17 protein-coding genes are annotated in these 24,530 nt (G+C 54.3%); 3 read left to right on the top strand and 14 right to left on the bottom strand.

All coding sequences use genetic code 11. The features are described from left to right. Positions 1-250 precede the first annotated feature (250 nt). From repB to FHW17_RS23950, 14 genes are all read right to left on the bottom strand, one after another. Positions 251-1,216, bottom strand: a complete 966-nt coding sequence (gene repB / locus FHW17_RS24015) for a plasmid partitioning protein RepB (RefSeq protein WP_112525683.1) — start codon at positions 1,214-1,216, stop codon at positions 251-253. A gap of 82 nt (positions 1,217-1,298) precedes the next feature. Further along, the gene (repA, locus tag FHW17_RS24010; RefSeq protein WP_113096655.1) at positions 1,299-2,498 is read right to left on the bottom strand and encodes a plasmid partitioning protein RepA; all 1,200 of its coding nucleotides are present in this window, start codon (positions 2,496-2,498) and stop codon (positions 1,299-1,301) included. Positions 2,499-2,869: 371 nt separating this feature from the next. Then, positions 2,870-4,564 carry a GGDEF domain-containing protein gene (locus FHW17_RS24005; protein WP_182510976.1) on the bottom strand — a complete coding sequence of 565 codons (1,695 nt, stop codon included), beginning with the start codon at positions 4,562-4,564 and terminating at the stop codon, positions 2,870-2,872. 451 nt (positions 4,565-5,015) lie between these two features. Continuing rightward, a complete protein-coding gene (gene cydX / locus FHW17_RS24000) occupies positions 5,016-5,135 on the bottom strand; it encodes a cytochrome bd-I oxidase subunit CydX (RefSeq protein ID WP_091886287.1) in 120 nt (39 codons plus the stop codon). Between the two features lie 20 nt (positions 5,136-5,155). Next, positions 5,156-6,310 carry a cytochrome d ubiquinol oxidase subunit II gene (gene cydB, locus FHW17_RS23995; RefSeq protein ID WP_112525689.1) on the bottom strand — a complete coding sequence of 385 codons (1,155 nt, stop codon included), beginning with the start codon at positions 6,308-6,310 and terminating at the stop codon, positions 5,156-5,158. Positions 6,311-6,316: 6 nt separating this feature from the next. After that, positions 6,317-7,894 (bottom strand): cytochrome ubiquinol oxidase subunit I, encoded by a 1,578-nt coding sequence (locus FHW17_RS23990; RefSeq protein WP_112525691.1) that lies wholly within the window; start codon positions 7,892-7,894, stop codon positions 6,317-6,319. A gap of 78 nt (positions 7,895-7,972) precedes the next feature. After that, positions 7,973-9,664 (bottom strand): ATP-binding cassette domain-containing protein, encoded by a 1,692-nt coding sequence (locus FHW17_RS23985; RefSeq protein ID WP_112549423.1) that lies wholly within the window; start codon positions 9,662-9,664, stop codon positions 7,973-7,975. Further along, positions 9,661-11,433 carry a thiol reductant ABC exporter subunit CydD gene (gene cydD / locus FHW17_RS23980; protein WP_112529453.1) on the bottom strand — a complete coding sequence of 591 codons (1,773 nt, stop codon included), beginning with the start codon at positions 11,431-11,433 and terminating at the stop codon, positions 9,661-9,663. The genes FHW17_RS23985 and cydD overlap by 4 nt, the downstream gene beginning before the upstream one ends. A gap of 3 nt (positions 11,434-11,436) precedes the next feature. Beyond that, positions 11,437-12,009, bottom strand: a complete 573-nt coding sequence (locus FHW17_RS23975) for a GbsR/MarR family transcriptional regulator (protein ID WP_112529451.1) — start codon at positions 12,007-12,009, stop codon at positions 11,437-11,439. 202 nt (positions 12,010-12,211) lie between these two features. Further along, positions 12,212-13,039 carry an iron uptake system protein EfeO gene (gene efeO / locus FHW17_RS23970; protein WP_182510975.1) on the bottom strand — a complete coding sequence of 276 codons (828 nt, stop codon included), beginning with the start codon at positions 13,037-13,039 and terminating at the stop codon, positions 12,212-12,214. An 11-nt stretch (positions 13,040-13,050) separates the two neighbouring features. Next, complete coding sequence (gene efeB, locus FHW17_RS23965; RefSeq protein WP_182510974.1) at positions 13,051-14,364, bottom strand: iron uptake transporter deferrochelatase/peroxidase subunit; 1,314 nt, start codon at positions 14,362-14,364, stop codon at positions 13,051-13,053. A 14-nt stretch (positions 14,365-14,378) separates the two neighbouring features. Continuing rightward, positions 14,379-15,566, bottom strand: coding sequence for an iron uptake system protein EfeO (gene efeO, locus FHW17_RS23960; protein WP_182510973.1), 1,188 nt, complete (start codon positions 15,564-15,566; stop codon positions 14,379-14,381). A gap of 9 nt (positions 15,567-15,575) precedes the next feature. Then, complete coding sequence (efeU, locus tag FHW17_RS23955; protein ID WP_112529443.1) at positions 15,576-16,418, bottom strand: iron uptake transporter permease EfeU; 843 nt, start codon at positions 16,416-16,418, stop codon at positions 15,576-15,578. A 326-nt stretch (positions 16,419-16,744) separates the two neighbouring features. After that, positions 16,745-20,362: a hydantoinase B/oxoprolinase family protein gene (locus FHW17_RS23950; protein ID WP_182510972.1), complete on the bottom strand. Its 3,618-nt coding sequence runs from the start codon at positions 20,360-20,362 to the stop codon at positions 16,745-16,747. Between the two features lie 120 nt (positions 20,363-20,482). On the opposite strand from FHW17_RS23950, the gene FHW17_RS23945 reads away from it, so the two are divergent. From FHW17_RS23945 to FHW17_RS23935, 3 genes are read left to right on the top strand one after another with little or no spacing between them, the layout of a single operon-like run. After that, a complete protein-coding gene (locus tag FHW17_RS23945; protein ID WP_182510971.1) occupies positions 20,483-21,070 on the top strand; it encodes a winged helix DNA-binding protein in 588 nt (195 codons plus the stop codon). A 15-nt stretch (positions 21,071-21,085) separates the two neighbouring features. Beyond that, positions 21,086-22,918, top strand: coding sequence for a dipeptide ABC transporter ATP-binding protein (locus FHW17_RS23940; protein ID WP_112529437.1), 1,833 nt, complete (start codon positions 21,086-21,088; stop codon positions 22,916-22,918). 39 nt (positions 22,919-22,957) lie between these two features. After that, a complete protein-coding gene (locus FHW17_RS23935; RefSeq protein WP_182510970.1) occupies positions 22,958-24,493 on the top strand; it encodes an ABC transporter substrate-binding protein in 1,536 nt (511 codons plus the stop codon). The last annotated feature ends 37 nt before the right edge of the window (positions 24,494-24,530 follow it).

Below are 24,530 nucleotides of genomic sequence, written 5' to 3'. Positions count from 1 at the left end.
TCGACCTCCATCGCGCCGGCCTGCGTTGCCAGCATGCCAAGCGACAGCGATCGCCGCCCAAAGGGCGTCGTGAATGCATTCCCCGACTGCATCGTTCTCTACCTTTCAATAGGCAAAAGATCTCCGCTCGCCCAAACGACGCCAATTACTCTTGACACTGATTCCCGGAAATGCGATTCTCGATCCTGCTAGAGATATGAGAGAAGCCTTCCAAGACAGAGATGTTTAGGTGGGCTTTTTTCTTTTGCGGTTAATCTCCTGTTTTTTCTACTGTTTCCGATTCCCTGAAAGCTCGATAGAGTTCGTCAAGATTATCGGCAATATATGCACCGAAACGAGAGGCATTCTTGGCTTTTAAGGCCAGCGTAAAGCTCTTGCCCGTATCTTTGATCTCAGCATTGAGCAACTTATCCTTGGCAGCCCATGTTTTAGTCTTTGGCGTGTTTGTTTTTTGCGCGGACCGTTTTAGCCCATTCAGAAAGTCAAAGAGCCGCGTAAAACGTTCATCGCTGGCTTCCGTCGCAAATTCAGCAGACTTCACAAAATCAGCTGCCCTTGCTTGGTTGCCGGGCTGCTCGAGAAACTTGGACAATTGCCACCATCTGTCCCGCCCGGTTGCTTTGGCCGCGCCAATGGCAAGCACAATGCTCTCTGGAATATAGGTGGAGACAGATTGCATCTTGGAGAATGTCGTCGGATCAAGCGTCAAAGCAGATTTGACGACGGAATGATCATAGCCAAGATCCGCAAGGCGTTTGGCAAACAATGTCCGCTCGATAAAAGACAGGTTCTGGCGTGCGGCATTTTCCTGCCCCTGCGCGATCACATGGTCCTGATCAGCCATCGGCTTGACGACAGCCCGGACGTGTTTGTTTAACTGCCGGGCAGCTTTGACACGGCGATGACCGAAAACAATCTGATAGCGTCCAGATATTGAAGGATGCGGTCGGACAAGGATTGGCGAATCCTGCCCCCTCTCCGCAATCGCCGTAAGAAGTTCCTGAAATGCCTGGTCATCCTCTTCAATCCGATCTGAGACGAATGAACTTTCAATCAGATCAGGATCAAGCTCAACAACACTGCCCTTGGCGAGTTCTTCAAATGAGCTCTTGATTGATCGCGACGCGCCGGTCACCACATAGGACAGCGCCTCGTTGCGCTCAGTTTGCACTGGCGCTGGATTCATCACGCTGCTGAAAACATCCTTACGGGCCATCTATTCGCTTCCACTCTCGGTCATGCAATTGATTTTTCTAGCGAAAAGCCGTGTTTTTACTGCAGTAAATCCCATATTCATCTCAGCGCCCCCACGCCCGATGCACCAAAGAAGCAATTTCGGAGTTCACGGCGTCAAGAGACTCAATGGCCCTTTCATAGGTCGTGCGGGTGAAGCTATTCTTCTCTACTTCGTAGAGCGTCTGCTTGGTCAAGCCAGCATCCGAAACGGCTGTTGATTTGAGCATCGCATTAGCCAGAATTTCCTCAGCCAGCATTGACTGCATAAAGCCGACCATCTGGGCCTGCGGGATGTCGGTCGGCTCATAGCGTGTGATCAAATAGCGGAACCAATCAAGCTCCACTTTCGCACCAGCCTGTTTCACAGTCTTCAGAATGCCACCAAGCATAAGCAGGAACTGCGACATGGACATGAGATCCAGCATCTGCGGATGTACAGTGATCAAAACGGCCGTGGCGGCCGACATTGCAGTCAATGTGAGATAGCCAAGCTGTGGCGGGCAATCGATAACCACGACATCATAGCGGTCATCGACACTCTCAAGCGCAGTAGCGATACGGGTAAAAAACTGCCTGCCCTCGCGCGATGCCTTGTCCTGCATCGCTAGTGGCGTGTCGTATTCATATTCCTGCAGTTCAAGATTGGCGGGAATGATGTCGAGCCCAGGAAAATTGGTTGACAGAATGACATCAGCAATGGGCTTGCGTTCGTCATCGTAACGAATGGACTCGTAAAGCGACAGGTTCCTGTCAAGCTCCGGTTGAAAACCATGCAAGGCAGATAGTGACGCCTGAGGATCGAGATCAATGGCGAGAACGCGGTGGCCAGTCAGCGCTAAATACTGCGCCAGATGTGCGGCTGTCGTCGTCTTACCGGAACCGCCCTTAAAGTTTACAACCGCAATGACCTGCAGCTTGTCACCAGGCTTGCGGTGCGGAACATACTTCTTCACTTCGGTACGGCCATTACGATCCAGATAATGACGCAATTCCAGCATCTGCTCGGCCGTATAGGATCGCCGCCCGGATGTCGCTTGAGCCGGAACGGGGCCTTTGCCTTCCAGATGCAAGCGCTTCAGATTGTTCTGCGTCACACCAAGATAGTGCGCCACTTCAGCCATGGAGAACTGCCGCAATGTCTTCTTTGCATTCGGCGGAAATTTTTCCATCCGAAGCTGGTTAAGGCGGCGTGATATCTCTGCTCCCTGATCGAGGATCTTGTCATCAAACTCGAACTTGGGCAGAGGTAGAGCGAAATTCATCGGAGACAAAACCTCTAATAGCGCTTTTTCAAAGCAAATCTTCTAAGAAGCGCCATTAAGCTCCGATTCTAACGATCCAGCAAGAAATTTTAGGTTAACAAATGGTTAAAGGGATTTGGCAATCCAAATCGGCAAAGTCTCTCATCCATTTATGCGCCAAATTGCATTACCAACCTATCTCTTTTCCGGACTACCAGTTAATGCACTGATTTCATTTACGAAAATGTATGATTTTACTGCGGTAAATTTGCGTAAAAAGAAAAGCGATGCCGCACCAGCTGCTGAATTCCCAGCCAACCACGCAATCAACGTACATTCCGGGTTCAATATTTATCCAATGGTTTGTTTGACCACAGCATACGTTATTCTACTCACGGCTCATCCAATTCGGTCCCAGCGGCGAATCGCACCCGGTTTCTGCCTTCGGACTTTGCCCGGTATAAAGCTATATCAGCGGCTTTAATGAGCCGCGGCCACTCTTCCGCCCCAAGCGGGCCCGATGCAACACCGAAACTCGCAGTCATGTTCAGACGAGCGCCATCAGCGAGAACAATCTCGTGCCGTTGCAATGCAAGCCGCAACCTGCGCGCACGCATAACCACATCCGAAAGCAGATCGCCCGATAGAAGAACCGCAAACTCTTCACCTCCGAAGCGGGCGATCACATCTGTCGGCCGCAACATCGATCGAAAGAGAGCCGCCACTTCCCGCAAAACCTGATCTCCCGCCTGATGACCATACGTATCGTTGACGAGTTTAAAATAATCGATGTCGATCAGAACGAGACAAGCTGTTTCCGCCTGCCCGTCAGCTTTCGCTTTGCTTTGCCCAATAAGATCAAGCGTACGGCGGTTGAAGAGGCCCGTCAGACCATCTGTTTCCGCTTGTTCTTTCAGCTTGTCGGTTAGCCGTGCCCGCTCGCGGAGCTTGCCACGCAATATCTGAATGGCATCAAATAAGCGGCGCATCTCACCCGCATATTGCGCAGGATTGCCGAGTTGTACGGGCTGATCCTCCGCCAATCCAATAACCTCATCCCGAGCTTGCAGCAACGGAGATAAAACAGACCTGTGAACCATACGGACCAGACTGGCAAGGATCACCAAGATAGCCGTGGTGATGGCAATGACCATCAGCAATGTTCTCAATGCGCGATCGCGCGTTTGCATCAACTCGTCAATTTTTACATTCAGAAATTCACTGCGCAGGCTCTCCAATGGTTGGAGCGTTTTCACAAAACGCCTGGTGAATTCCTCGGCTGTCAAAGAATAATTGCCGGAGTTTCGGCCTTCTGTGACAAGGGCATCAAACATCTCTAGCCCCTCACCAAAGAAGACGCGTTCGATTTCCTCGCGTTTTCCGATAAGCCTTGCATCACTGCGGAAGATCGCGTCCTGTCCGCCGACCAATCGCCAAAGCTCGTTCAGCCGGCCGCGGGTTCGGCTGCTGTCAATCAAATGTTTGCGTTCCAAAGGATGACGTGTCGCGATCGGCGCCATGATTTGCGATGCAATCCGGCCGCCATACTCTCTGAGGTCGCTCAACATGTGACCGATCAAGACAGATGCTGCAATTCCGTCATCCGCATCAACCAGATCATCGACATTCCAGGCGACGATTGACTGAAAATTGTCAACAACTGCGAACATTCCTTCGATCGCCAGTTGAACGTCTTCAAGACGCCGCTGCCCCAAGGGAAGATTTGCAACGCGATCAACCTCCGCTCTGGCGCTTTTCAGCTGTGTGTTTGTTTGTTCCAGAAATCGCAGGGGTATGGGATGGTCAATTGACTCACGATTAGGCGCAATGGGATTTGCAATCGCCTCAATGGCTGCATCACTTGCTGCACGAAACTGAACGAGTTGCCGTTTCGCATCATCAGTCGGGAGATCCATGATCCCCATCACTGCATTGGATGGGCCTCGCTCGGCCGATAAACGATTGGCCGCATCCAAGACCAGACGGTAGCGTTGAACACGATCTAGGTTGCGGCGGGCGAGCCAGTAGTCGCCATAGGACGGCATTATGATGCTTGCGGCGAGAATGCCCGTGCAGACAACTGCCATGCCCGTTCCCGTCCAGAGCTTCCAATATAGGCTTCTGCCCATATCTTTCTGTGGCGAGGATTGGCTTGTTTCAACGTGGCTGGACACTGTCGATTCGGGGCGTCTCCCGGAACGGGCTGGACGAGGTGAAGTCAATCAATATTATCCTATCGCAATAGTCCCCACCCGCGGCTCACGAGCCGCCTGCAAGACTGTACTTCTGTCCCCTCTGAAGTCTGTGATCATTATCGATCACATGGTCTTGTAATCCGATCCTATGCCGTTTTTAACGGAAGATATCAATAGGGATACACGTATAGGTTGATTCTCATTATGCACTTTTGGTTGTATGCTAAAAACAAGGCGATCTGAAAAAGACTGCTCTGTGTAAGCGATCAATACCAATATGACTGAATGATTCATAAAAACTGCAAAACCGCGCATTTTGAGATGCGCGGCCTCGCTCGATTGTTTATTTCTTCGTATCCGCCTTACGGCTCGCATCATCTTCCACGAGTTCATACCACATGGCGTTGAGAACCGCGAAAGCCGCCGCAAATGGCAATCCAAGAAGCCAGGCAAAGTACCACATTTTTCTACTCCTCCATTGTTCTAGTAAGCATGGCCGCTTTTATTGCTAATAGTTTTGTCGTCCACTTTGCCCCATAGCACTCGATAGACCCACGTTGTGTAGGCTGTAATGAGCGGTACAAAGATGACCACCACGACAAGCATGATAAAGAGCGTCAGATGGCTTGATGACGTATCCCAGACTGTCAGGCTTGATCGCGGATCGATCGACGAGGGCAAGATGAATGGAAACATCGACAGACCGACAGTCGAAATAATTCCGAAGATCGAGAGCGCACTTGACAGTATGGTTGTAATCTCGCGTTTGCCTCTGAAACCCAGCAAGGCAATCGTGGCACCAAGAAACCCGAGGGCAGGGGCGATGATCATCCAGCTATGGGTGCCGAAATTGACAAACCAGGCGTTATTATCCTGCACCACTGTCTTCAACAGCGGGTTCGACGGGCCAACCGGATTGATAATGCTGGTAATGCGATAACCGCCAATCATCGTCCATAGGATCAACCCGGCAAGAGCAAACAGAAGAATGGTGATTGGTGCCGCAAAACTGCCAAACCGGCGAGCCCGTTCTGCAATGATGCCTGTCGTTTTCAACTGCAGCCACGCGCTGCCATGCATGATCAGCATAGAGACCGATAGAAGCCCGCAGAGAAGCGCGAACGGATTGAGAAGGCCAAAGAAGGACCCCTCATAGAAAACGCGCAGGTCGCCGTCAAAACGGAAGGGAACACCCTGCAAAACATTGCCCAAGGCAACACCAAAGATCAGGGATGGCACGAAACCACCAACAAAGAGCGCCCAGTCCCAGGCAGTGCGCCATGTGGCGCTATCGCGTTTGGAGCGGTATTTGAACGCAACGGGGCGAACAATCAGCGCTGCCAGTATGAGGAACATTGCGAGATAGAAACCGGAGAAGGATACGGCATAAAGCGGAGGCCATGCGGCGAATATCGCACCGCCACCAACAATAAGCCAAACCTGATTACCTTCCCAGATGGGACCAATTGTGTTGATGGTGATCCGCCGCTCCATGTCAGTTCGCGCAACAAAGGGCAGAAGCGTCCCAATGCCGAGATCAAAACCATCTGTTACAGCAAACCCAATCAGCAATACGCCGAGTAAAAGCCACCAGATCAGTCGTAACGTGTCGTAATCAATGAATTGATGCAGGATCATGATCGTTTACTCCGCCGGAACAATGTGTGGGGAAATCAGGAGCGCTTCCGGTTCGTCGTCCGGTTCCGGTCCTTTGCGAATGGCACGAAGCATCAAGCCCATCTCGATGATGAACAGCACCGTGTAGATCGTGACAAAGCCGGCAATCGTGATCAGCAAGGACATTGCACCAAGATTGGAAACTGCTGCTGCTGTCGGTAGAACACCTTCGATGATCCAAGGCTGGCGGCCAAATTCCGCAACGATCCAGCCCATTTCGGCGGCAATCCAGGGGAGGGGGATCGCCAATACCGCAATCCGTAACAACCAGGGATATGTATCGAGTTGCCGGCGCACAGACAGCACAAAAAAGGTTGCAGTCAGCAAGATGAAGAACATACCGAGCCCAACCATGATGCGGAAAGACCAGAAGAGGGTAGGGACATGCGGAACCGTATCCCACGCGGCCTTTTCAATCTGTGCATCTGTTGCCTGACGCGGATCGTCAACATAGCGCTTGAGAAGCAAGGCATAGCCCAGGTCAGCACCATTATTTTCAAATGTCGTGCGGGTGTCAGGGGCAATTTCACCCGTGCTGCCAGCCGCACGTATCTGCTGAAGTGCGTCATAGGCAAGCAAACCTTGCTTGATCCGCACTTTCGCGTGCTTGACCAGATCTTCAATACCCGGAATTTCCGTGGTCAGGGAGCGCGTACCGATCAATCCCATAAGCCAAGGGATATGCACCGCATAATGGGTTTCACGCGACTGTTGATCGGGAAAGCCGAAGGCTGTGAAAGCAGCAGGAGCAGGCTCGGTCTTCCACATCGCTTCAATGGATGCGAGCTTCATCTTCTGATGTTCGGTGGAGAGATAGCCGCTCTCATCTCCAAGCACGACTACGGAGAGGGAAGCCGCAAGCCCGAAGGAGGCAGCCACCGTCATCGATCGTTTGGCCAGAGCCGTGTGGCGACCTTTCAAAACATACCAGGCCGAGACGCCGAGAACAAAGATTGAGGCCGTTACGTAACCGGCTGAGACCGTGTGAACGAACTTTGCCTGAGCAACCGGATTAAACAAAACTGCAAAGAAATCAGTGACCTCCATTCGCATGGTCTGCGGATTAAACGCCGATCCGACGGGATTCTGCATCCAGCCATTGGCAATCAATATCCACAAAGCGGAGAAGTTCGAACCGATGGCAACCAACCAGGTTGCTGTGAGGTGCCCGACTTTGGAAAGCTTGTCCCAACCGAAAAAGAACAACCCGACGAAGGTCGCTTCGAGGAAAAATGCCATCAGGCCTTCAATGGCCAGTGGTGCCCCAAAAATATCCCCGACATACTGGCTGTAATAGCTCCAGTTCATGCCGAACTGGAATTCCATGACAATACCGGTCGCCACGCCAAGAGCGAAGTTGATACCAAACAACGTACCCCAGAATTTCGTCATTTGCCGCCAGATCACACGACCGGTCATCACGTAGACGGTCTCCATGATCGCAAGCAGCACGGAGAGGCCGAGCGTCAAAGGTACGAAAAGAAAGTGATAAAGCGCTGTTATCGCAAATTGCAGGCGCGAGAGCGCCACGATGTCGAGTTCCATCTGCTTCTGTCGGGTTCGCCCGACCCCCTGTTGATCAGCGTTGCGACAGGCAAGCGCCGAGTGAAAGAGACTGTGCGGTCAATCAGGCCGCAATGTTGCAAGCACGGCGTCAAACTCCGGCGCGCCGCGGTGTATGGAGGCAATAAGTTGCCCCCGTTTCATAATGAGAAGACGATCAGCCAACTCGACCTCCCGCCTTATGTGAGTAGCAATGACGACTGAACGGCCACCCATCTGCTGTTTCAGACGCGCAAGGACATCGCGGGCCGTGTCGCCATCAAGCCCTTCAGTTGGCTCATCCAGCAACCATAGCGGCGCGTCACGCAGAAGCAGCCGCGCAAGCGCCAGGCGACGCAATTGGCCACCTGAGAGCCCAAGTCCGCCTTCGCCGAGCCGAGTAGCAAGCTGTCCGGGCAATGTCCTTACGTGGTCTGCGAGACCCGCTATCGCCAATACGTGCCAAAGATGCGCATCAGTCGCATCCGGATCAGCAAGCCTGAGATTGTCACGAAGACTATCCTGAAATAACTCCGTCTTTTGGGTAAGCCGCGCCGAGGATATATATCTGATGCAGCCAACTGCCGGTGCAATTTCCCCTGCAATCAACATCATCAGCGTCGATTTACCTGCGCCGCTCGCGCCGAGCAGAGCGATGTGCTCGCCTTTTGCAAGGGTAAGCGAAATGTCAGTGAGAGCAGGTATGAAAGCTCCCTTGTGAAAGGCCGTGACCGCCTCCAGCTGGACTGCATTAATGCCCGGGGGAGGGGAGGGAAGAGGAGGGGAGGGGATATCTACAAGATTGCTGCCAATACGCCTTGCCGCTAGAACTGTACGACCAAGCTCCAAAGCGCCGCGCCGCAACCCGGCAAAGGGCTCAAGCGCTGCCAAAGCCAACAATATGCCCAGCGCAGCAACCGGCGCGCCGATCAGACCGGCCTGTGCGAGAATGGCGACAGCAATCAGCGTTCCGGAAAGGAGCACGGCGGCGGCTATCCCAAAGCCAACTGTAACACCCATTTCCACCTGATTCAGCCGATCATCCGCATCAGCCAAGCGGTCATTAGCGGATCTGATCGCATCACATTGGGCTGAGACTCGTCCAGCCATGATGAGATCCGCCTGACCTGCGATCAGATCGATAACACGCGAGCGCTGCGCCTCAAGCCCGTGGGTGCGGCGGCGGGCAGCACCGAGTGAAAAACGACCGGCAAGAACAGGAATTCCAAACCCCGTTACCAAAAGCCATAGCGCAACGCTCAGCCCAAGGACCGGGTGCATCAGGCCAAAAGCAACGCTGATCGTCAATGCGGAGCACAACGCGACCGCACCGGGAACCAGTATACGCAGGTAGAGGGAGTCGAGAGCATCTATGTCTGCCGTTAACCGAAACAGCAATTTTGACGGTCGCTGTAAAAGCGCATGAGCAGCGTCAGGCCGCGCCCATCCGCGAAACAATTTCTCCCGCAAACCAGCAAGCACACCCAGCGTGGCATCATGGGTCGTCAACCGCTCGCCATAACGCGCTGCAGTCCGTGCGAGAGCAAGAAAGCGGATACCCGCAGATGGCGCGAAGACATCAAAGGCAAAGGCGGTCGCCGACGAAAGCCCGGCAATTGCCGTGGCGGTGATGAACCAGCCGGATAATCCGAGGAGCGCAGTGCCAGCCAACACCGTCGCAGCTGCCAGCAGCGCACCTGCAACAAGCATAAAGCGTCGCTCTGCGAGGAAAAGCTGGATAATGGGGCGAAAATCGCGCCAGAAAGACATCATATGCCACTCCTCGAAAATGCCATTCGAAGATCGAGGATGCGGTGTGCGCGCGCGGCCAGTACCGGGTCGTGTGTCGCTATGACAAGCGTCTTGCCTTTGGACATCGCGAACAATCTTTCGGCAATATCATTAGCTGTCTCACTATCGAGATGCGCCGTTGGCTCATCGGCAAGGATGATCGACGCCTCAGCATTAGCGGCCGCACGGGCAAGAGCAAGACGCAGTGCTTCGCCCCCCGAAAGTCCGGCCCCTCCCTCACCGATTGCAGCCTTGCCACGAGCATTGGCAACATTATCGAGAGCAGACTGATGCAGAGCCGCCTCGGCCGCTTGCCCATCGACGTTGGGGCGCCCCAGGGAAATATTTGCAGAGACAGTGCCAGCAAAAATATGCGGTCTTTGCCCAACCCAGGCAATCTTTTTGCGCGCCTCCATAGCATTTGTCGCCAAGGACAGGCCAGCGATAGCAATTTCTCCGCATTCCAGTGGCGCAAGACCAGCAATCAGAGCCAACAACGTCGATTTTCCCGATCCGCTTGGCCCAAGCAGCGCAACAGTTTCACCAGAAGCAATATCAAAGCTGATATCCTCAAAGACTGGCAGTTGTTTATCGGCATAGCGGAATGTGAGACCTCTGATCTGAACCGCCGATGTTCCGGACGATTGAACGGCAGTTTTTTGCTGATGGCCCTTTGCATTTTTTGCGCCTGGCACCTCAGTGCCACCGACCGCAAGCTTGCGTAGCGCGTCCAGCGCAGCTTCTCCGGCAGCTCGGTCGTGCCAGACAGACGAGAGTTCACGCAGAGGCTCAAAAAACGCCGGAGCGAGCAGGAGGATAAACAGCCCTTCGCTCAGTGAAAGTCGGCCGCTCCATGTGCCGAAATCCAGCTGCCCGAGAAGATGAAAGCCGACATAAACAGCCACCATGGCAACGCCGAGCGCCGCAAACAACTCAAGAACCGCCGAGGACAGAAAGGCGATGCGCAACACGGCCATTGTCCGCATCCGCAAGGATTCAGCATCGTCTCGCAGACGCTTTGCTGTCCTATCAACAGCACCGAGCGAACGGATCGTGGCAAGCCCGCGCAGCCGATCCAGCAGAAATGCATTCATTCCGCCAACCTCGACCAATTGTGCTTCGCTCGCCGCCTTGGCACGCCAGCCAATAAGCGCCATGAAAACAGGAATAAGCGGCGCTGCCACAAGCAGAACGATAGCGGCGGCCCAGGAGAGCGGCAGAACACAAAGAAGGATGGCGACCGGGACCACCGTTGCCTTGAACCTCGCGGGACCAAAGCGCGCGAGATAGGGTACGACCGCCTCAGCCTGTTCCGTCAGAATGCTTGCCGCAGCACCCGAGGCTATCCGATCAGGATCAAGCGGCGAACGGCGAGCCAGAACTGCAACGGCGTCTACCCGCAGTTCCGAAAGAGCAGCGCGCGCAGCACGAAAAGCCAGTCGGTTTCCCAGCGCATCGATCAACGCACGTACTATTCCAATCAGAAGGACGCCAGCGGCGAGCCATATTATGCCGGATATCGCGTTACCGGTCGCGATCTGGCCGACAGCGATGCTCAAAAGCCCTGCCTGCGGCAACCACAGGAGAGAGCCAGCAGCCTGAACGAAGGCTGCACGTCTTACCTGACCACCGCGGTTAACCGCTGAAGTTTGACCAGTGCTAACGGAGGTTTGTTCGACGCGCGGAGAGCCGCTGGCTACCGTAGTACCGGCCCGCAAAGCTGTCGAGGAACTCAACGCGTCGACTGACATCGGTTATGCCCTGTCCAGATTGCGTTTGGAACGACCGAGTGAAACGATCTTGTCCTTCGCCTCGAGCAATCGCGTCACCTTGGCCCCAAGTGTAAGCAATGTTGCAAGACGATCAGTTTCGAGCTTCTTCACATCATCATACCAAGTTGTCAGACGTTCGATAAGGCCATGCATTTCCGCCATGCGTTCCTGAGCGTGGCGTTCGGCATCGCTTGCGGGCTGCTGCATGAGAATCTCGCGCAAAACAGAAAGTGTCGGATCGACCTCCCGTTTCTTTCGCTCTTCAGCAAGTGTTCGCAAAATCTGCCAGACATCGTCAGGTGTCGTGAAAAAGTCGCGGCGATCATCCGGGAGATGTTTCAGCAGAACCAAGTTCCATGCCTGCAATTCGCGCAAACTCATCGAAACATTGGACCTGGAAATACCAAGGGAATCGACAATCTGGTCCGCGTTCAATGGCTCAGGAGAGACGTAGAGCAGTGCGTAAATCTGACCGACGGTACGGTTAATGCCCCAGCGGCTACCCATTTCACCAAAATGCAGGACGAAGGATTGAACGAGAGGAGGAAGGTTCATCGGTGATTCCTGATGCAACAGTTATTTCAGTAATTACTGAAATAACTGTATTTGACAAAGAAGCCCGATGCAAGTGGAGGGAAAGCTAACGCGTCATTCTCTCGCAGGTCGCGAATTTTATGAAATTAATTCAAAGGCTTAAAAAAAGAAACCCAGCCGTCGCCAGCTGGGTTTCAAAAAGAATAATGAAAGATTATGCGGTTTAATTCAAGCCAAGCTTGCCGCGCAGGGTCGAAAGATCTTCAGCCAACGTGTTAACAGCGGCGGCCAGCACTGTGCGATCATCATCAGTCAGCTTGTCATAAAGCTCGTAACCTTCGGCAGTCTTGTACTTCGACAAAGTCTTGTCGACAGTATCAAAATTGCCCGAAACTTTGGTCACAAATGCACTGTCATCCTTTTCGATCAAGGGGCGAACCAGATCGAAAATCTTGCGTGAACCATCAAAGTTTGCCTTGAAGTCCCACAGATCCGTATGGCTGTAGCGGTCTTCTTCACCGGAAATCTTGGTTGCAGCCACTTCTTCCATCAGCGCAGCAGCGCCGCCCACAACTTTTTCGGGCGGGAATGTCAATTCGGTGATGCGCTTGTGGAGTTCCACCACATCCGCCTGAAGCTTGTCAGCAAAGTCTTTCAGGCCTTCCGTGCTGTTCTGGCTGAAAAGGCCATATTCAAGCCGATGGAAGCCGGTGAAAGCAGGATCTTTCTCCGCCTGTTCGTGATCATCAGCACGGGAGTCAATCGAGCCATCAAGATCGCTGAAAAGTTCAGCCACTGGTTCCACGATTTCGTAGTTCATGCGGGTTGGCGCGTAAAGCTTCTTGGCCTTCTCCAAATCCCCGGCCTTAATGGCATCGGTAAAAGCCTTTGTCTCGTTGACGAGCTTCTCAAGATTCTCGCCAATGAAAAGCTTGTACTCGGCAATCGGCCCTACGAGATCGAGAGGGGAGACTTCCGCGTTAGCAGCACGCGGTGCTACCGCAGCGGTTATGGCAAAGACACTTGCTGTAAGGTAGGCGCTTAGTTTCATAGATAGCTCCTTCAGGATTTGGTGAGTGTTGGAGTATGGCCGGCTGCTTCCAGTAATGATCGGCCAAGAAAATCATCGGCATTGACAACGCCGGGCAGGGTAAAGAAAAAACCGCCGCCAATCGGCTTGATATATTCCTCAAGCGGTTCGCCATTCAGCTTGTTCTGAACGGCAATAAAACCCTTCTCGAGATCAGCCTGATAAGCGATGAACAGCAGCCCTTGCTCGAGCTGACCGGATTTGCTTACACCGTTTGAATAGTTGAACGGGCGGCGCAGGATCAGGTGCGCGTCAGACCCCTTCGCACGGTCATTTGCCAGCCTGATATGCGCATCCAGCGGTGTAACCGTACCTTCCGCATCCTTCGCATAGTCAGGCACTTCTATTTCGGTACGCCCACCAAATGGCGCTCCGCTTGGCTTGAGCCGTCCGATGATGCGCTCCTGTTCACCCAGCGGCGTACGGTCCCACCGCTCGACAAAATTGCGGATGATCCGGATCACCTGATAGGTACCATTACGCGCCCAAGCGGGCTCGTCGCCACTGCCTTGAACCCAGACAATCCTATCCATCAATTCGGTATTGCCCGCATCAGGGTTTGCCGATCCATCCCGGAAGCCAAGGAAGTTGCGCGCACTCTGGTGTGTGCCATCAGGGCTGCGCGGCAAAACAGGCACCGAGCCTTCCTGCTTCCAGCGCAAAACCATCAAATCAGGCAGATTTTTCAGGATATCGCGCAGCGCATGAATATTGGTATCGGGTGTATTCGACGATATCTGCAACGAGAGATCGCCATGGCATAGCGACTGATCCAGCGCATCATTTGTGAATGCCTTCATACGGGAAAGGCGGACAGGCTTATGCGGTAAAAGCCAGTCACGTTGATCGAAGAACGACGCACCCAGCGAGACAGTCATTGTCAGATTGTCAGGCAGAACCACGGGGCCAAGAATGCCATTGTCAGCCGGAGGCAGTTTGTCATCGAGTGCGGGAGGCGTGCCACCCTTCATCAGAAAGGCAATACGAGCCGAAAGGGTTCTGAAAAGCCGCTCAACTTCTTCCGGTTTGCTTGCCAGAATCCGGAAAGACGCCACCATACCTGCCGCAGGACGCGGTGTTACGATGCCAGACTGATATTGTCCGTTGAAGGGTTGCTGCTCCAGCATTTTGTCACTGACAGGCGCATCTGTGACCTGTTCGCCATGACTTTCTGCAGCATGTGCGCCAGTAACACCGGCGGCCAGCACACTACCCGCTGCACCAACACCAAGCAAAAGATTGCGGCGGTTGGTGATAAAAGACTGTGCGTCGTTGTCTTTTGCCATGCTTGCTTCTCGTCCTATTCCAAACCAACAGCGGCATTGAGCTTACCGATGGAATCGGCGAGCGCCTGCATCTGCATAGCCAGCGCCTTTTTACTGTCGGCATTCACGTCGCTGTACGACGGGAAACCACCCGGACCGCGCAGTGCCTTGAGCGCACTATCAACAGCCGCTAACCGAGCTTCGATATCGGCAATAACAGTAGGCGAACCCTGAGCAACAACCGGCTTCATCAGCGCCATCATGCGTGAGACACCGGCGAGATTGGCTTCAAAATCGGCAAGATCAGTCTGTGAATAGTGATCTTCACCCGCGGTAATCCTTGTGCTGGCAATAGTGCCAATCAAACGGGCGGCACCGCTGGCAATCTGGGCCGGCGGAATGCGCAGTGACCGCGCACGATCCTTGAGGGCAGTAACGTCAGCCAGCAATTTGGCGGAAACGGGTGCCAAGCCATCGAGATTCTTGACCGAATAGAGCCCGTATTCGATGCGGTGAAAACCGGTAAATCCGGCATCCGCCTCGCGCTTTTCAAGATAATCGGCAACAGGGTCAATCGCATTGTGCAGATCAGCAAAACGATCCGCCATCGGCTCAAGCTGCATGTAGGGCAGACGCGCCTTCTGGTAGAGGTCTCGCGCCTTGTCGATGTCTCCAGCCTTGATCGCATCGTCGAGCGCCTGAACGCCCTTCACAAGCGCGCTCGTCTGCGTCGCAAGAAACACCTGATATTCGGCCAGTGGGCCGACAAATGCCACGAGTGCCGGTCGTGCTGCGGCCGCATCCGATTCTGCTGACGGTGTTACAGTCAGGGTACCACGCGGATTGTTGAGAAGACCGCAGGTGATTTCGTACTTGCCCGCGTTCAGTTTGGCCGTCAGCGTCTGCGTGAAGCCCGGAACAATATTCTCCCGCTCTTCCAGAACCATGACGCCATCAAGGATTTCCCATTCGAGCGCGCGGTCAGATTTATTGACGATTTTGAATGTCGTACGGCCAGCAGGCACGGTCAGGGCATTCGGATCACATTTGCCTTCGCTGATCGTAACAGTAATCGCGCCGTCAGCCGGGCCAGTTTTGACCTTTGTCGAGGCATAGTAAAACGCGGCACCACCGGCAACGACAAGCAGGCCAGCACCCACAACGGCAAACTTCATCAGCTTTTGTGATGGTGGAGGAGAAGACGGATTTGTATTGGCTGCCATGAAAAGCTTTCAATGAGTTGGTCGCGACGCCGCAACTGCGCTTTGACGCTGAGGGGCGGGCCGTAGAAAAAAGAACAGGCTAATGGCGAGAAATGCGACATAGGCAATGACCTCACCCAGTGTCGGCATATCCTGATAACCAAACATGCCTGAAAGCAGTGTGCCGAAAGTACTACTGACCGGCAGCACGTCGCTCAAATCGATCACAACAGTCTGCAAACTGTTCCAGACACCTGCCTCGTGCAGGTGGCGCAGTGAGCCGGCAAGGATACCCGCAGCAACAACCAGGATGAACAGGCCAGTCCAGTAGAAAAAGCGCTTCAAATTAAGGCGGACACCACCGGCATATATGCCGTAGCCAAGACAAATGGAGACAATGATACCCAACAGCGCCCCAAGCGGCGCATCGGAATTTGCACTCTGTTCAAAAATGGCCAGCAGGAAGAACACGGATTCAAGACCTTCGCGGGCGACCGCAAAGAACACCATGGCAACAAGCGCCGCACCTTGCCCCGACGAATGAGCGAGTGCTTCGTCGATAGACGTATGCAATTCGGATTTGATCGAGCGCGCAGCCTTGCGCATCCAGAAAACCATCGATGACAAAACGATGACGGCAATAAAACCGACGATTGCCTCAAAAAACTCCTGCGCCTTCTGCGGGAATTGGGCGCTAACCATCTGGAGGCCGGCACCCACGAACAGCGAAAGCGCAACGGCCAACAAAATGCCAACCCACACTGCGGGCATCCACGAGCCACGACCCGTCTGCTTCAAATAACTTGCAACAATGCCCACAATCAGCGCGGCCTCAATGCCCTCGCGCAGCATAATCAAAAATGGAACAAGCATTAAAACCAATCCTCGGCGCTGACAGCCCGATGTTGTACAGCGCAGGGCAAGTCATAAACCGGGACGAAAAACGAAGCAATAACAATATATTAGAAGAATTCTAAGAAGGCGCAGAGGTAAAATTCTGTAATCTTTTCCGTATGTTGAGTTATTTAGTCCACTATTTTGCGACATTAGATTGGTCGACTTTGAGTGTAGGCAGATCACCCAGATCAGAGAAGATGAGCTATTCACACAGGTTTTAGCAGCGCGTGGCAGCACTCATCCAAATATCTGCGACAGTCGCGCCTCTCTTCACTCGGGAAGAAAGGCGCTTTTCAGAACCATCAATTCTCCGGCTTGCCGTAGCCACCACCGGTTGGGGTGACAATGACAAACGCCTCACCAGCTTCGAGAACCGTGTGGGCGCAACCCTGAAGCTCTTCCACCCTACCGTCCTTACGACGCACAGCATTTGTCCCGGTCTGTCCGTGTTCGCCGCCCTTCAGACCAAAGGGCGCAACCCGGCGATGACCGGATAGAATGGCAAAGTCTAGCTTCTCCTGCGCGCGGATTGTCCGTTTCGTGCCATTGCCTGCGGACCATTTGCCTTTGCCGCCGGAATTAGGGCGGATATGGAAATCTTCCAGCACCACAGGAAAACGCGTCTCGAGAATTTCGGGATCGGTCAGACGCGAATTGGTCATGTGCGTATGGATCGCATCGGCACCGTTATATCCGGGTCCCGCAGGCGCACCGGAACAGATGGTTTCATAGTACTGATATTGATCATTGCCGAAGGTAAGATTGTTCATCGTCCCCTGAGCCGCCGCCTGAGCACCCACAGCCCCGAACAGACAGTTTGTCACCGCTTGGCTGACCTCGACATTACCAGCCACAACAGCGGCAGGATATTCCGGGGAGAGCATGGTTCCTTCCGGGACAATAATATGGATCGGACGCAGGCAACCGGCATTCATCGGAATATCGCTTTGTACCAATGTACGAAAGACATAGAGCACAGCAGCGCGCGTCACCGGGCGCGGCGCGTTAAAATTGTCAGCGCGCTGCTCCGACGTGCCCGTGAAATCCACTGTTACCTCGCGGGCTGCTTTGTCGACTGATATGTTGACGACAATGCTGCACCCCTGATCCATTTCATAGGTGAAGCGGCCATCCTGTAATTGATCAAGCACGCGGCGCACGCTTTCCGCCGCATTATCCTGTACATGCCCCATATAGGCCTCGACCACGTCCTCGCCAAAATGACTGATCATCTTGCGCAACTCGGCAACGCCCTTTTCATTGGCGGCAACCTGCGCTTTCAGATCATTGACGTTCTGCAAGAGGGTACGCACCGGATAGAGGGCGCCGGTCAGAAGCGCAGCCAACTCTTCCTCGCAGAAGCGGCCACGATCGATCAGTTTGAAGTTGTCGATATAGACACCTTCTTCCTCAATTGTGGTAGCCAGTGGTGACATGGAACCCGGCGCAATGCCGCCAATATCCGCATGATGACCACGACTGGCGACCCAGAAGCGGATTGTCGTGCCGGCATCATCAAAAACCGGCGTACAGACAGTCAGATCCGGCAGGTGAGTACCACCGTTATAGGGCGCATTAATCAAAAAGACGTCACCGGGATGAATGACCGGATTTTCGCGAATGGCTGCAGCTACGGACGCATCCATTGAGCCGAGATGCACCGGCATATGCGGCGCATTGGCAACAAGATTTCCTTCCGCATCAAAAACGGCGCAGGAGAAATCCAGCCGCTCCTTGATGTTGACGGAATAGGCGGTGTTTTGCAGCGTGACGCCCATCTGCTCGGCGATGGACATAAAGAGATTGTTGAAAATCTCCAGCATCACCGGATCAGCTTTGGTGCCGATAGCTGAACGGTCAGGCAAAGCCTTGATACGTTTAAGGACGATATGATCCTTGGCCGTCAGTTCCGCCTGCCAGCCGTCTTCAATGACGATGGTCTGATTCGGCTCAATGATGATCGCCGGACCGGCAAGGCGCTGTCCGGGTTTCATTGCATCACGCAACACCACTGCTGCATGTTGGGCGCTTCCTTGCGAGTAGAAACTGTTACGCCTTACAATATCCGGCTCGCCCGTTGCGGTTGCATCCACCGATGTTTCGGCTTGCCCTGCACCACCGCCGACGGTCTCCACCTCAACGGCATCGATGACAAGCGCCTTGTTTTCGGCGACAAAGCCAAAGCGGCGCTTGTGCAAGATCTCAAATTCGCGGCGCATGCGGCTGATATCGTCATGTTCAGGGAAGGTCGCCTCAACCGCCAGCACCGTATCAGTACCGGCATAACGGATATGGGCGCGCACAATGCTGCTGATTTCACTCTCGGCAATACCCTGCGCATAGAGTTCGGCGAGACATTCATGCTGAAGTTCCTCTGCCAGAACAGCAAGCGGGGCAGGGGCGGCAGGATCAAGCGCCACGCCCAATGCCTTTTGCCGCGTGGCGCGAATGTCTGCGAGACCCATGCCATAGGCCGAAAGCAAGCCGGACATGGGATGAACAAGGATGCTTTTCATCCCAAGTGCGTCGGCAACCAGACAGGCGTGCTGTCCACCCGCACCGCCAAAGCAACTCAATGCATAGCGCGTGACATCATAGCCGCGCTGTACGGAAATTTTCTTGATGGCCTCAACCATATTGGCAACCGCAATCCGGATGAAACCATCAGCCACATCCTCGGGGCTGCGCCCATCTCCGATCCGGTTTGCCAGTTCGGTGAAGCGGGCTTTCACCACATCGACATCCAGCGGTTCGTTTTGATCTGGACCGAAGATCGGCGGGAAAAATTCGGGCAGGAGCTTGCCAACCATGACATTGGCGTCAGTCACAGCCAGCGGACCACCGTTGCGATAGCAGGCAGGCCCCGGATTGGCGCCGGCCGAATCCGGTCCAACACGGAATCGCCCCGCATCGAAATGCAGGATCGAGCCGCCGCCGGCAGCGACCGTATGGATCAGCATCATCGGCGCACGAACGCGCACACCTGCGACTTCAGTCTCAAAAGCCCGTTCATATTCGCCGTCAAAATGCGCCACATCGGTGGACGTCCCCCCCATGTCGAAGCCGATGACATTGGGGAAACCTGCCTCTTCGCCGGTTCTGGCCAGACCAACCACGCCGCCCGCCGGACCAGACAGGATTGCATCCTTGCCCTGAAACATATCGGCGGCTGTCAGACCACCCGATGACATCATGAACATGACGCGGGCGCCTGTGCGGGCAATGTCCAACTCCTTGGAAACCTGTGCCACATAGCGGCGGAGTACTGGCGAGAGATAAGCATCGATAACAGTAGTGTCGCCGCGCCCGACCAACTTGATCAGCGGTGACACCTCGTGGCTGACGGAAACCTGAGTAAAGCCCAGTTCGCGCGCAATCGCTGCAATGGTGGCCTCATGAGCCGGAAACTTGTAGGCATGCATGAAAACAATAGCGAGCGCGTCGTAACCCTCTTCCTTCAACGCTTTCAGAGCCGTGCGCGCCTGCTGCTCATCAAAGGGAATTTCAACCGTGCCATCGGCCAGTACACGCTCGTTGATTTCGACAACCTGATCGTACAGTGCCTCCGCCTTGATGATCTCAGTGGCAAAGATGTTCTTGCGTTCCTGATAGCCAATGCGAAGAGCATCGCGAAAGCCTTTTGTGGTGATCAGCGCGAGGCGCTCGCCCTTGCGTTCGAGCAAAGCATTTGTCGCAACGGTCGTGCCCATACGCACTTCCCCGATAAGTCCGGAGGGGATAGCTTCGCCGGGCTTCAATCCCAGATGCAGGCGAATGCCTTGTACAGCGGCATCCTTGTAAGCATCAGGGTTCTCGGACAGTACCTTGCGGGCATGGAGTTTGCCTTGCGGATCACGGCCGATGACATCAGTGAACGTGCCGCCACGGTCGACCCAGAAATCCCAGCTTCCCATGCTCATCCTGCACTCCTCTTGCTCGACTGCCACATTTGTAAGCATGCCCAATTAATAGACTATAGCGTCGTTGACAATATGTCGATAAAATGATGATATAAATTCGTCAAGGTGGAGGCAAGAAGAATGACGACTGGTCCCAAAGACCACACGACGGCGGATATTGAACAGTTTGCAACGGCACTGCCGAAGCATCTGAAACCTGTTTCTTCGATTGGCCCTATCGTATCGTCAGCACATCTTGCCGAGGGCGGTTCGCCCGGTCTTTCCGAAGTCGAATACGGTATGATTCTCGCTTCCCATGCCTTTTCCCGCTGGATGGTGCGCTGCATGGCCGCCGCAGGATTGCCGGGCCTTTCGGCCACAGAAATTCTCATCCTTCACTCTGTCCGGCATCGCGGACGCGAAAAGAAGCTTGCCGATATCTGTCTTGTTCTTGATATCGAAGACACGCACATAGCCACTTACGCTATCCGCAAGCTGGAAGCCGCCGGACTTGTCACCACGGGCAAGGCAGCCAAGGAAAAGACCATCAAGATCACCAATAAGGGCGCTGACGCCTGCACGCGTTACGCCCAGATTCGCGAGCGCCTGTTCGTCGCATCAACAATCAATGCGCGGCCTGCCGAAGATACGCTCTCGGAAATCGCCGCCGTATTGCGCTTCCTTTCGGGCGCCTATGACCAAGCGGCTCGTGCCGCCACTACTCTTTAATACAAGGATTGTTGCGTGACCGGTGATCTCTCTCCTCCGCTATTGGCCGTGGACAATCTTTCCGTTGAGTTTGGTCCGTCAAGGGTTGTGGAGAACCTGAGCTTTTCCGTGCGGGCGGGGCGCACTCTTGCCATCGTCGGAGAATCCGGGTCGGGTAAATCCGTCACCTCGCTTTCCGTTATGCGGCTGGCTGACATGATGGGCGGGCAATTTCCGACGGGTCAGGTGCTGTTCGAAAGCCGCAAGGGGAGGATTGACCTCACCACCGCAACGCAAAAAACCATGCGCGGTATTCGCGGCAAGGAGATCGCCATGATCTTCCAGGAGCCAATGACCTCGCTCAATCCTGTATTCACCATCGGCGACCAGATCGCCGAAGTTCTCGTTCTGCATGAGGGCATGTCCAAGCCAGCCGCCCTAACTGAAGCCAAGAGGCTGTTGGACATGGTGCGTCTGCCGGATGCTTCCGACTTGCTCGGGCGCTATCCGCACCAGCTGTCCGGCGGCATGCGACAGCGCGTCATGATTGCCATGGCCCTAGCGTGCCGTCCGAAACTGCTGATCGCCGATGAGCCGACGACAGCGCTTGACGTGACGATACAGGCGCAGATTCTGAACATCATCCGTGAGCTGCAGGCCGAACTTGGCATGGCTGTGATCTTCATCACCCATGACATGGGTGTTGTTGCAGAGATGGCCGACGACGTGGTGGTTATGTGGAAGGGCAAGAAGGTCGAGGAAGGCCCGGTTGCCGATATTTTTGCCAAGCCGCAACATCCCTATACGCAGACATTGCTTGCGGCGGTGCCAAAGCTTGGCAGTATGACCGGCGAGGAATTTCCGAAACGTCTCCCGCTTACAATTATGGATGGCGACACACCATATCTTGTCGGTGCTGAGCACATCCAGAATACGGCTCGTTATGGCCTTCCGCCGATTCTTTCGGTGCGCGACCTCGTTACCCGGTTCAACATCAAGAAGGGCATTTTTGGCGGCGTCACCCACCGGGTGCATGCCGTTGAAAAAGTATCTTTCGATATTCATCCCGGCGAGACTTTGGCACTTGTCGGCGAATCCGGTTCCGGAAAGTCAACCATTGGGCGAACGATCCAGCAATTACAAAAAGAAACCTCAGGCACGATCCTCTTTGATGGCCGTCCCGTTTCCGCGATGAACAGGAATGAGCAGCAAAAACTGCGGCAGGAAATTCAGTATATTTTCCAGGACCCATTCGCCTCGCTTGATCCGCGCAAAACTGTCGGCTTTTCCATTGCCGAACCAATCCGCACCCACGGGCTCATCGACGGTAGCAAACAGATCCAGAAGCGCGTCGACGAGCTGCTGGAACGCGTCGGGCTAACGAGCGCCCATGCCTCCCGTTATCCGCATGAATTCTCCGGGGGACAGCGCCAACGCGTCTGCATTGCCCGCGCGCTTGCTTCCAATCCGAAACTGATCATTGCCGATGAGGCCCTGTCAGCGCTCGATGTGTCTATTCAGGCACAAATCCTCAACCTGTTCATGGAATTGCAGGAACAGCAGGGGCTTTCCTATCTCTTCATCAGCCACGACATGGCTGTGGTTGAAAAAATGAGCCACCGGGTGGCAGTCCTTTATCTGGGGCAGGTGGTCGAAATCGGCACTCGCCAGCAAATCTTTGAAACACCTGCACATCCCTACACCCAGCGCCTTTTATCGGCAGTACCGGTGGCCGATCCGGGCCGCGCGCGAAACCGCATCATGCTGGAGGGTGAAATACCAAGCCCCATCCGCCGTGTTGGCGATGAACCCAAGATTTTCGAACGGAAGGAAATTGCGCCCGGTCATTTTGTGGCAAGTGCAGCCTGAACCGTTTCCAACAAGACTGATTATAAAGAGGAGAAAACAATGACAAACAAAAAATGGGGAATACATGCAGCGTTGCTGGCGCTGGGTCTGGCAGGAACAGCTTTACTCGCTGGGCCAGCAGCGGCAGCGGGTACGCTGACCATTTCATCACCGCAGGACCCCGGCAGCTGGGACCCGATCGATACATTTCTCGTCAACTGGGCTTCCGTCGCCACCAATATCTATGATGGCCTGACCTATCGCGGCCCTGATTTGAAGCTGGCTCCCGGCCTTGCCACCGCCTGGGAAGAACTCGACGAAGGCAAGCGCATCCGCTTTACCCTGCGCGAAGGCGTAAAATTCCATGATGGTGAACCCTTCAATGCGGAAGCCGTCAAATTCACCTTTGACCGTCTGCTTGGTGAAGAAGGCAAGAAGGGGCCACAGCGTTCCAACTATGCCGCTATCGAGAGCGTAGAAATTATCGACGCCAAGACCGTCGATTTTCACCTGAAGGCGCCGGACCCGGTCCTTTTGACCAAGCTTGCCGGTTATGGTGCGATGATCGTGCCGCCGAAATACATTCAGGAAAAGGGTGATGACTATTTCAACGCCCATCCTGTCGGCACGGGTCCGTTCAAGTTTGTGTCCTACGAGCCGAAGATCGGCATCAAACTGGAAGCCTTTGCCGATCATTGGGGTGGCGCACCGAAACTCTCCAATCTTGAATATCGCTTCATTGCGGAACCTGCCACCGCCGTTGCCGAATTGCAGGCCGGACGCGTTGATCTCGTCATCCCACCAACCATTCCTGTTGGAATGATCCCAACCATTCAGGCCGACCCGAAGCTTGAAGTCGCGAGCACAGCCGGTCCTACCGTCTATGCCCTGCGCTTTAATACCAAAAGCGGGCCAACTGCCGACGAACGGGTGCGTAAAGCGCTGATCCTCGGTGTTGACCGCGATGCCATTATCCAGTCAATTCTCGCAGGACAGGCATCACTTATTGCCAGCTTTCAAGGCGCGCTGTCCTTTGGCAACGACCCCACGATGAAGCCATTGCCCTATGATCCGGAAAAGGCGAAAGCCTTGCTAAAGGAGGCTGGCATTGCAGCAGGCACCACATTGCAGATTGATGTGCGCGGCAATGACACAACATTCAACGAAGTGTCACAGGCCATTGCCAGCTACCTTCAGGTCATCGGCATTACAGTGACGATCAAACCTTACGAGACCAACGTCTTGCTCAACGACATTATCCCGGCTGGCAAGACAGGCGCGATGTTCGAGCAGGCATGGGGTGGCTGGACGCTCGATTACGATAATACCGCCTATTCAATGTATCACTCAGGTGAGAAGTGGAACCCCTATGACAGTGATGCCAAGCTGGATGCGTTGCTGGAATCCCAACGCTCCATTACTGATCGGGCCAAGCGCGAGGAAATCCTCAAATCCATCGCCCACTACACGGCAGATCGCGCATTGGAAATGCCGCTCTTCAACTACAACGCGATTTTCGGCGTCAACAAGCGCGTGAAGAATTTCGTACCTGTTCCCGATAGCCGCCTGCGGCTCACGGATGTCACGGTCGAATAATGGCTAAGGCCTGTCGCCACCGGGCGGCAGGCCATTG

It is taken from the genome of Phyllobacterium sp. P30BS-XVII, from assembly GCF_014138335.1.
Classification (GTDB): Bacteria; Pseudomonadota; Alphaproteobacteria; order Rhizobiales; family Rhizobiaceae; genus Phyllobacterium; species Phyllobacterium meliloti.
Note: the sequence above shows the minus strand (reverse complement) of the source record. Positions and strands in the feature narration are given on the sequence as shown.

Coding starts and splice junctions, on each gene's coding strand:
- repB (WP_112525683.1), bottom strand. CDS start 1,216: ATGGCCCGTAAGGATGTTTTCAGCAGCGTGATGAATCCAGCGCCAGTG.
- repA (WP_113096655.1), bottom strand. CDS start 2,498: ATGAATTTCGCTCTACCTCTGCCCAAGTTCGAGTTTGATGACAAGATC.
- FHW17_RS24005 (WP_182510976.1), bottom strand. CDS start 4,564: ATGGCAGTTGTCTGCACGGGCATTCTCGCCGCAAGCATCATAATGCCG.
- cydX (WP_091886287.1), bottom strand. CDS start 5,135: ATGTGGTACTTTGCCTGGCTTCTTGGATTGCCATTTGCGGCGGCTTTC.
- cydB (WP_112525689.1), bottom strand. CDS start 6,310: ATGATCCTGCATCAATTCATTGATTACGACACGTTACGACTGATCTGG.
- FHW17_RS23990 (WP_112525691.1), bottom strand. CDS start 7,894: ATGGAACTCGACATCGTGGCGCTCTCGCGCCTGCAATTTGCGATAACA.
- FHW17_RS23985 (WP_112549423.1), bottom strand. CDS start 9,664: ATGATGTCTTTCTGGCGCGATTTTCGCCCCATTATCCAGCTTTTCCTC.
- cydD (WP_112529453.1), bottom strand. CDS start 11,433: ATGTCAGTCGACGCGTTGAGTTCCTCGACAGCTTTGCGGGCCGGTACT.
- FHW17_RS23975 (WP_112529451.1), bottom strand. CDS start 12,009: ATGAACCTTCCTCCTCTCGTTCAATCCTTCGTCCTGCATTTTGGTGAA.
- efeO (WP_182510975.1), bottom strand. CDS start 13,039: ATGAAACTAAGCGCCTACCTTACAGCAAGTGTCTTTGCCATAACCGCT.
- efeB (WP_182510974.1), bottom strand. CDS start 14,364: ATGGCAAAAGACAACGACGCACAGTCTTTTATCACCAACCGCCGCAAT.
- efeO (WP_182510973.1), bottom strand. CDS start 15,566: ATGGCAGCCAATACAAATCCGTCTTCTCCTCCACCATCACAAAAGCTG.
- efeU (WP_112529443.1), bottom strand. CDS start 16,418: ATGCTTGTTCCATTTTTGATTATGCTGCGCGAGGGCATTGAGGCCGCG.
- FHW17_RS23950 (WP_182510972.1), bottom strand. CDS start 20,362: ATGAGCATGGGAAGCTGGGATTTCTGGGTCGACCGTGGCGGCACGTTC.
- FHW17_RS23945 (WP_182510971.1), top strand. CDS start 20,483: ATGACGACTGGTCCCAAAGACCACACGACGGCGGATATTGAACAGTTT.
- FHW17_RS23935 (WP_182510970.1), top strand. CDS start 22,958: ATGACAAACAAAAAATGGGGAATACATGCAGCGTTGCTGGCGCTGGGT.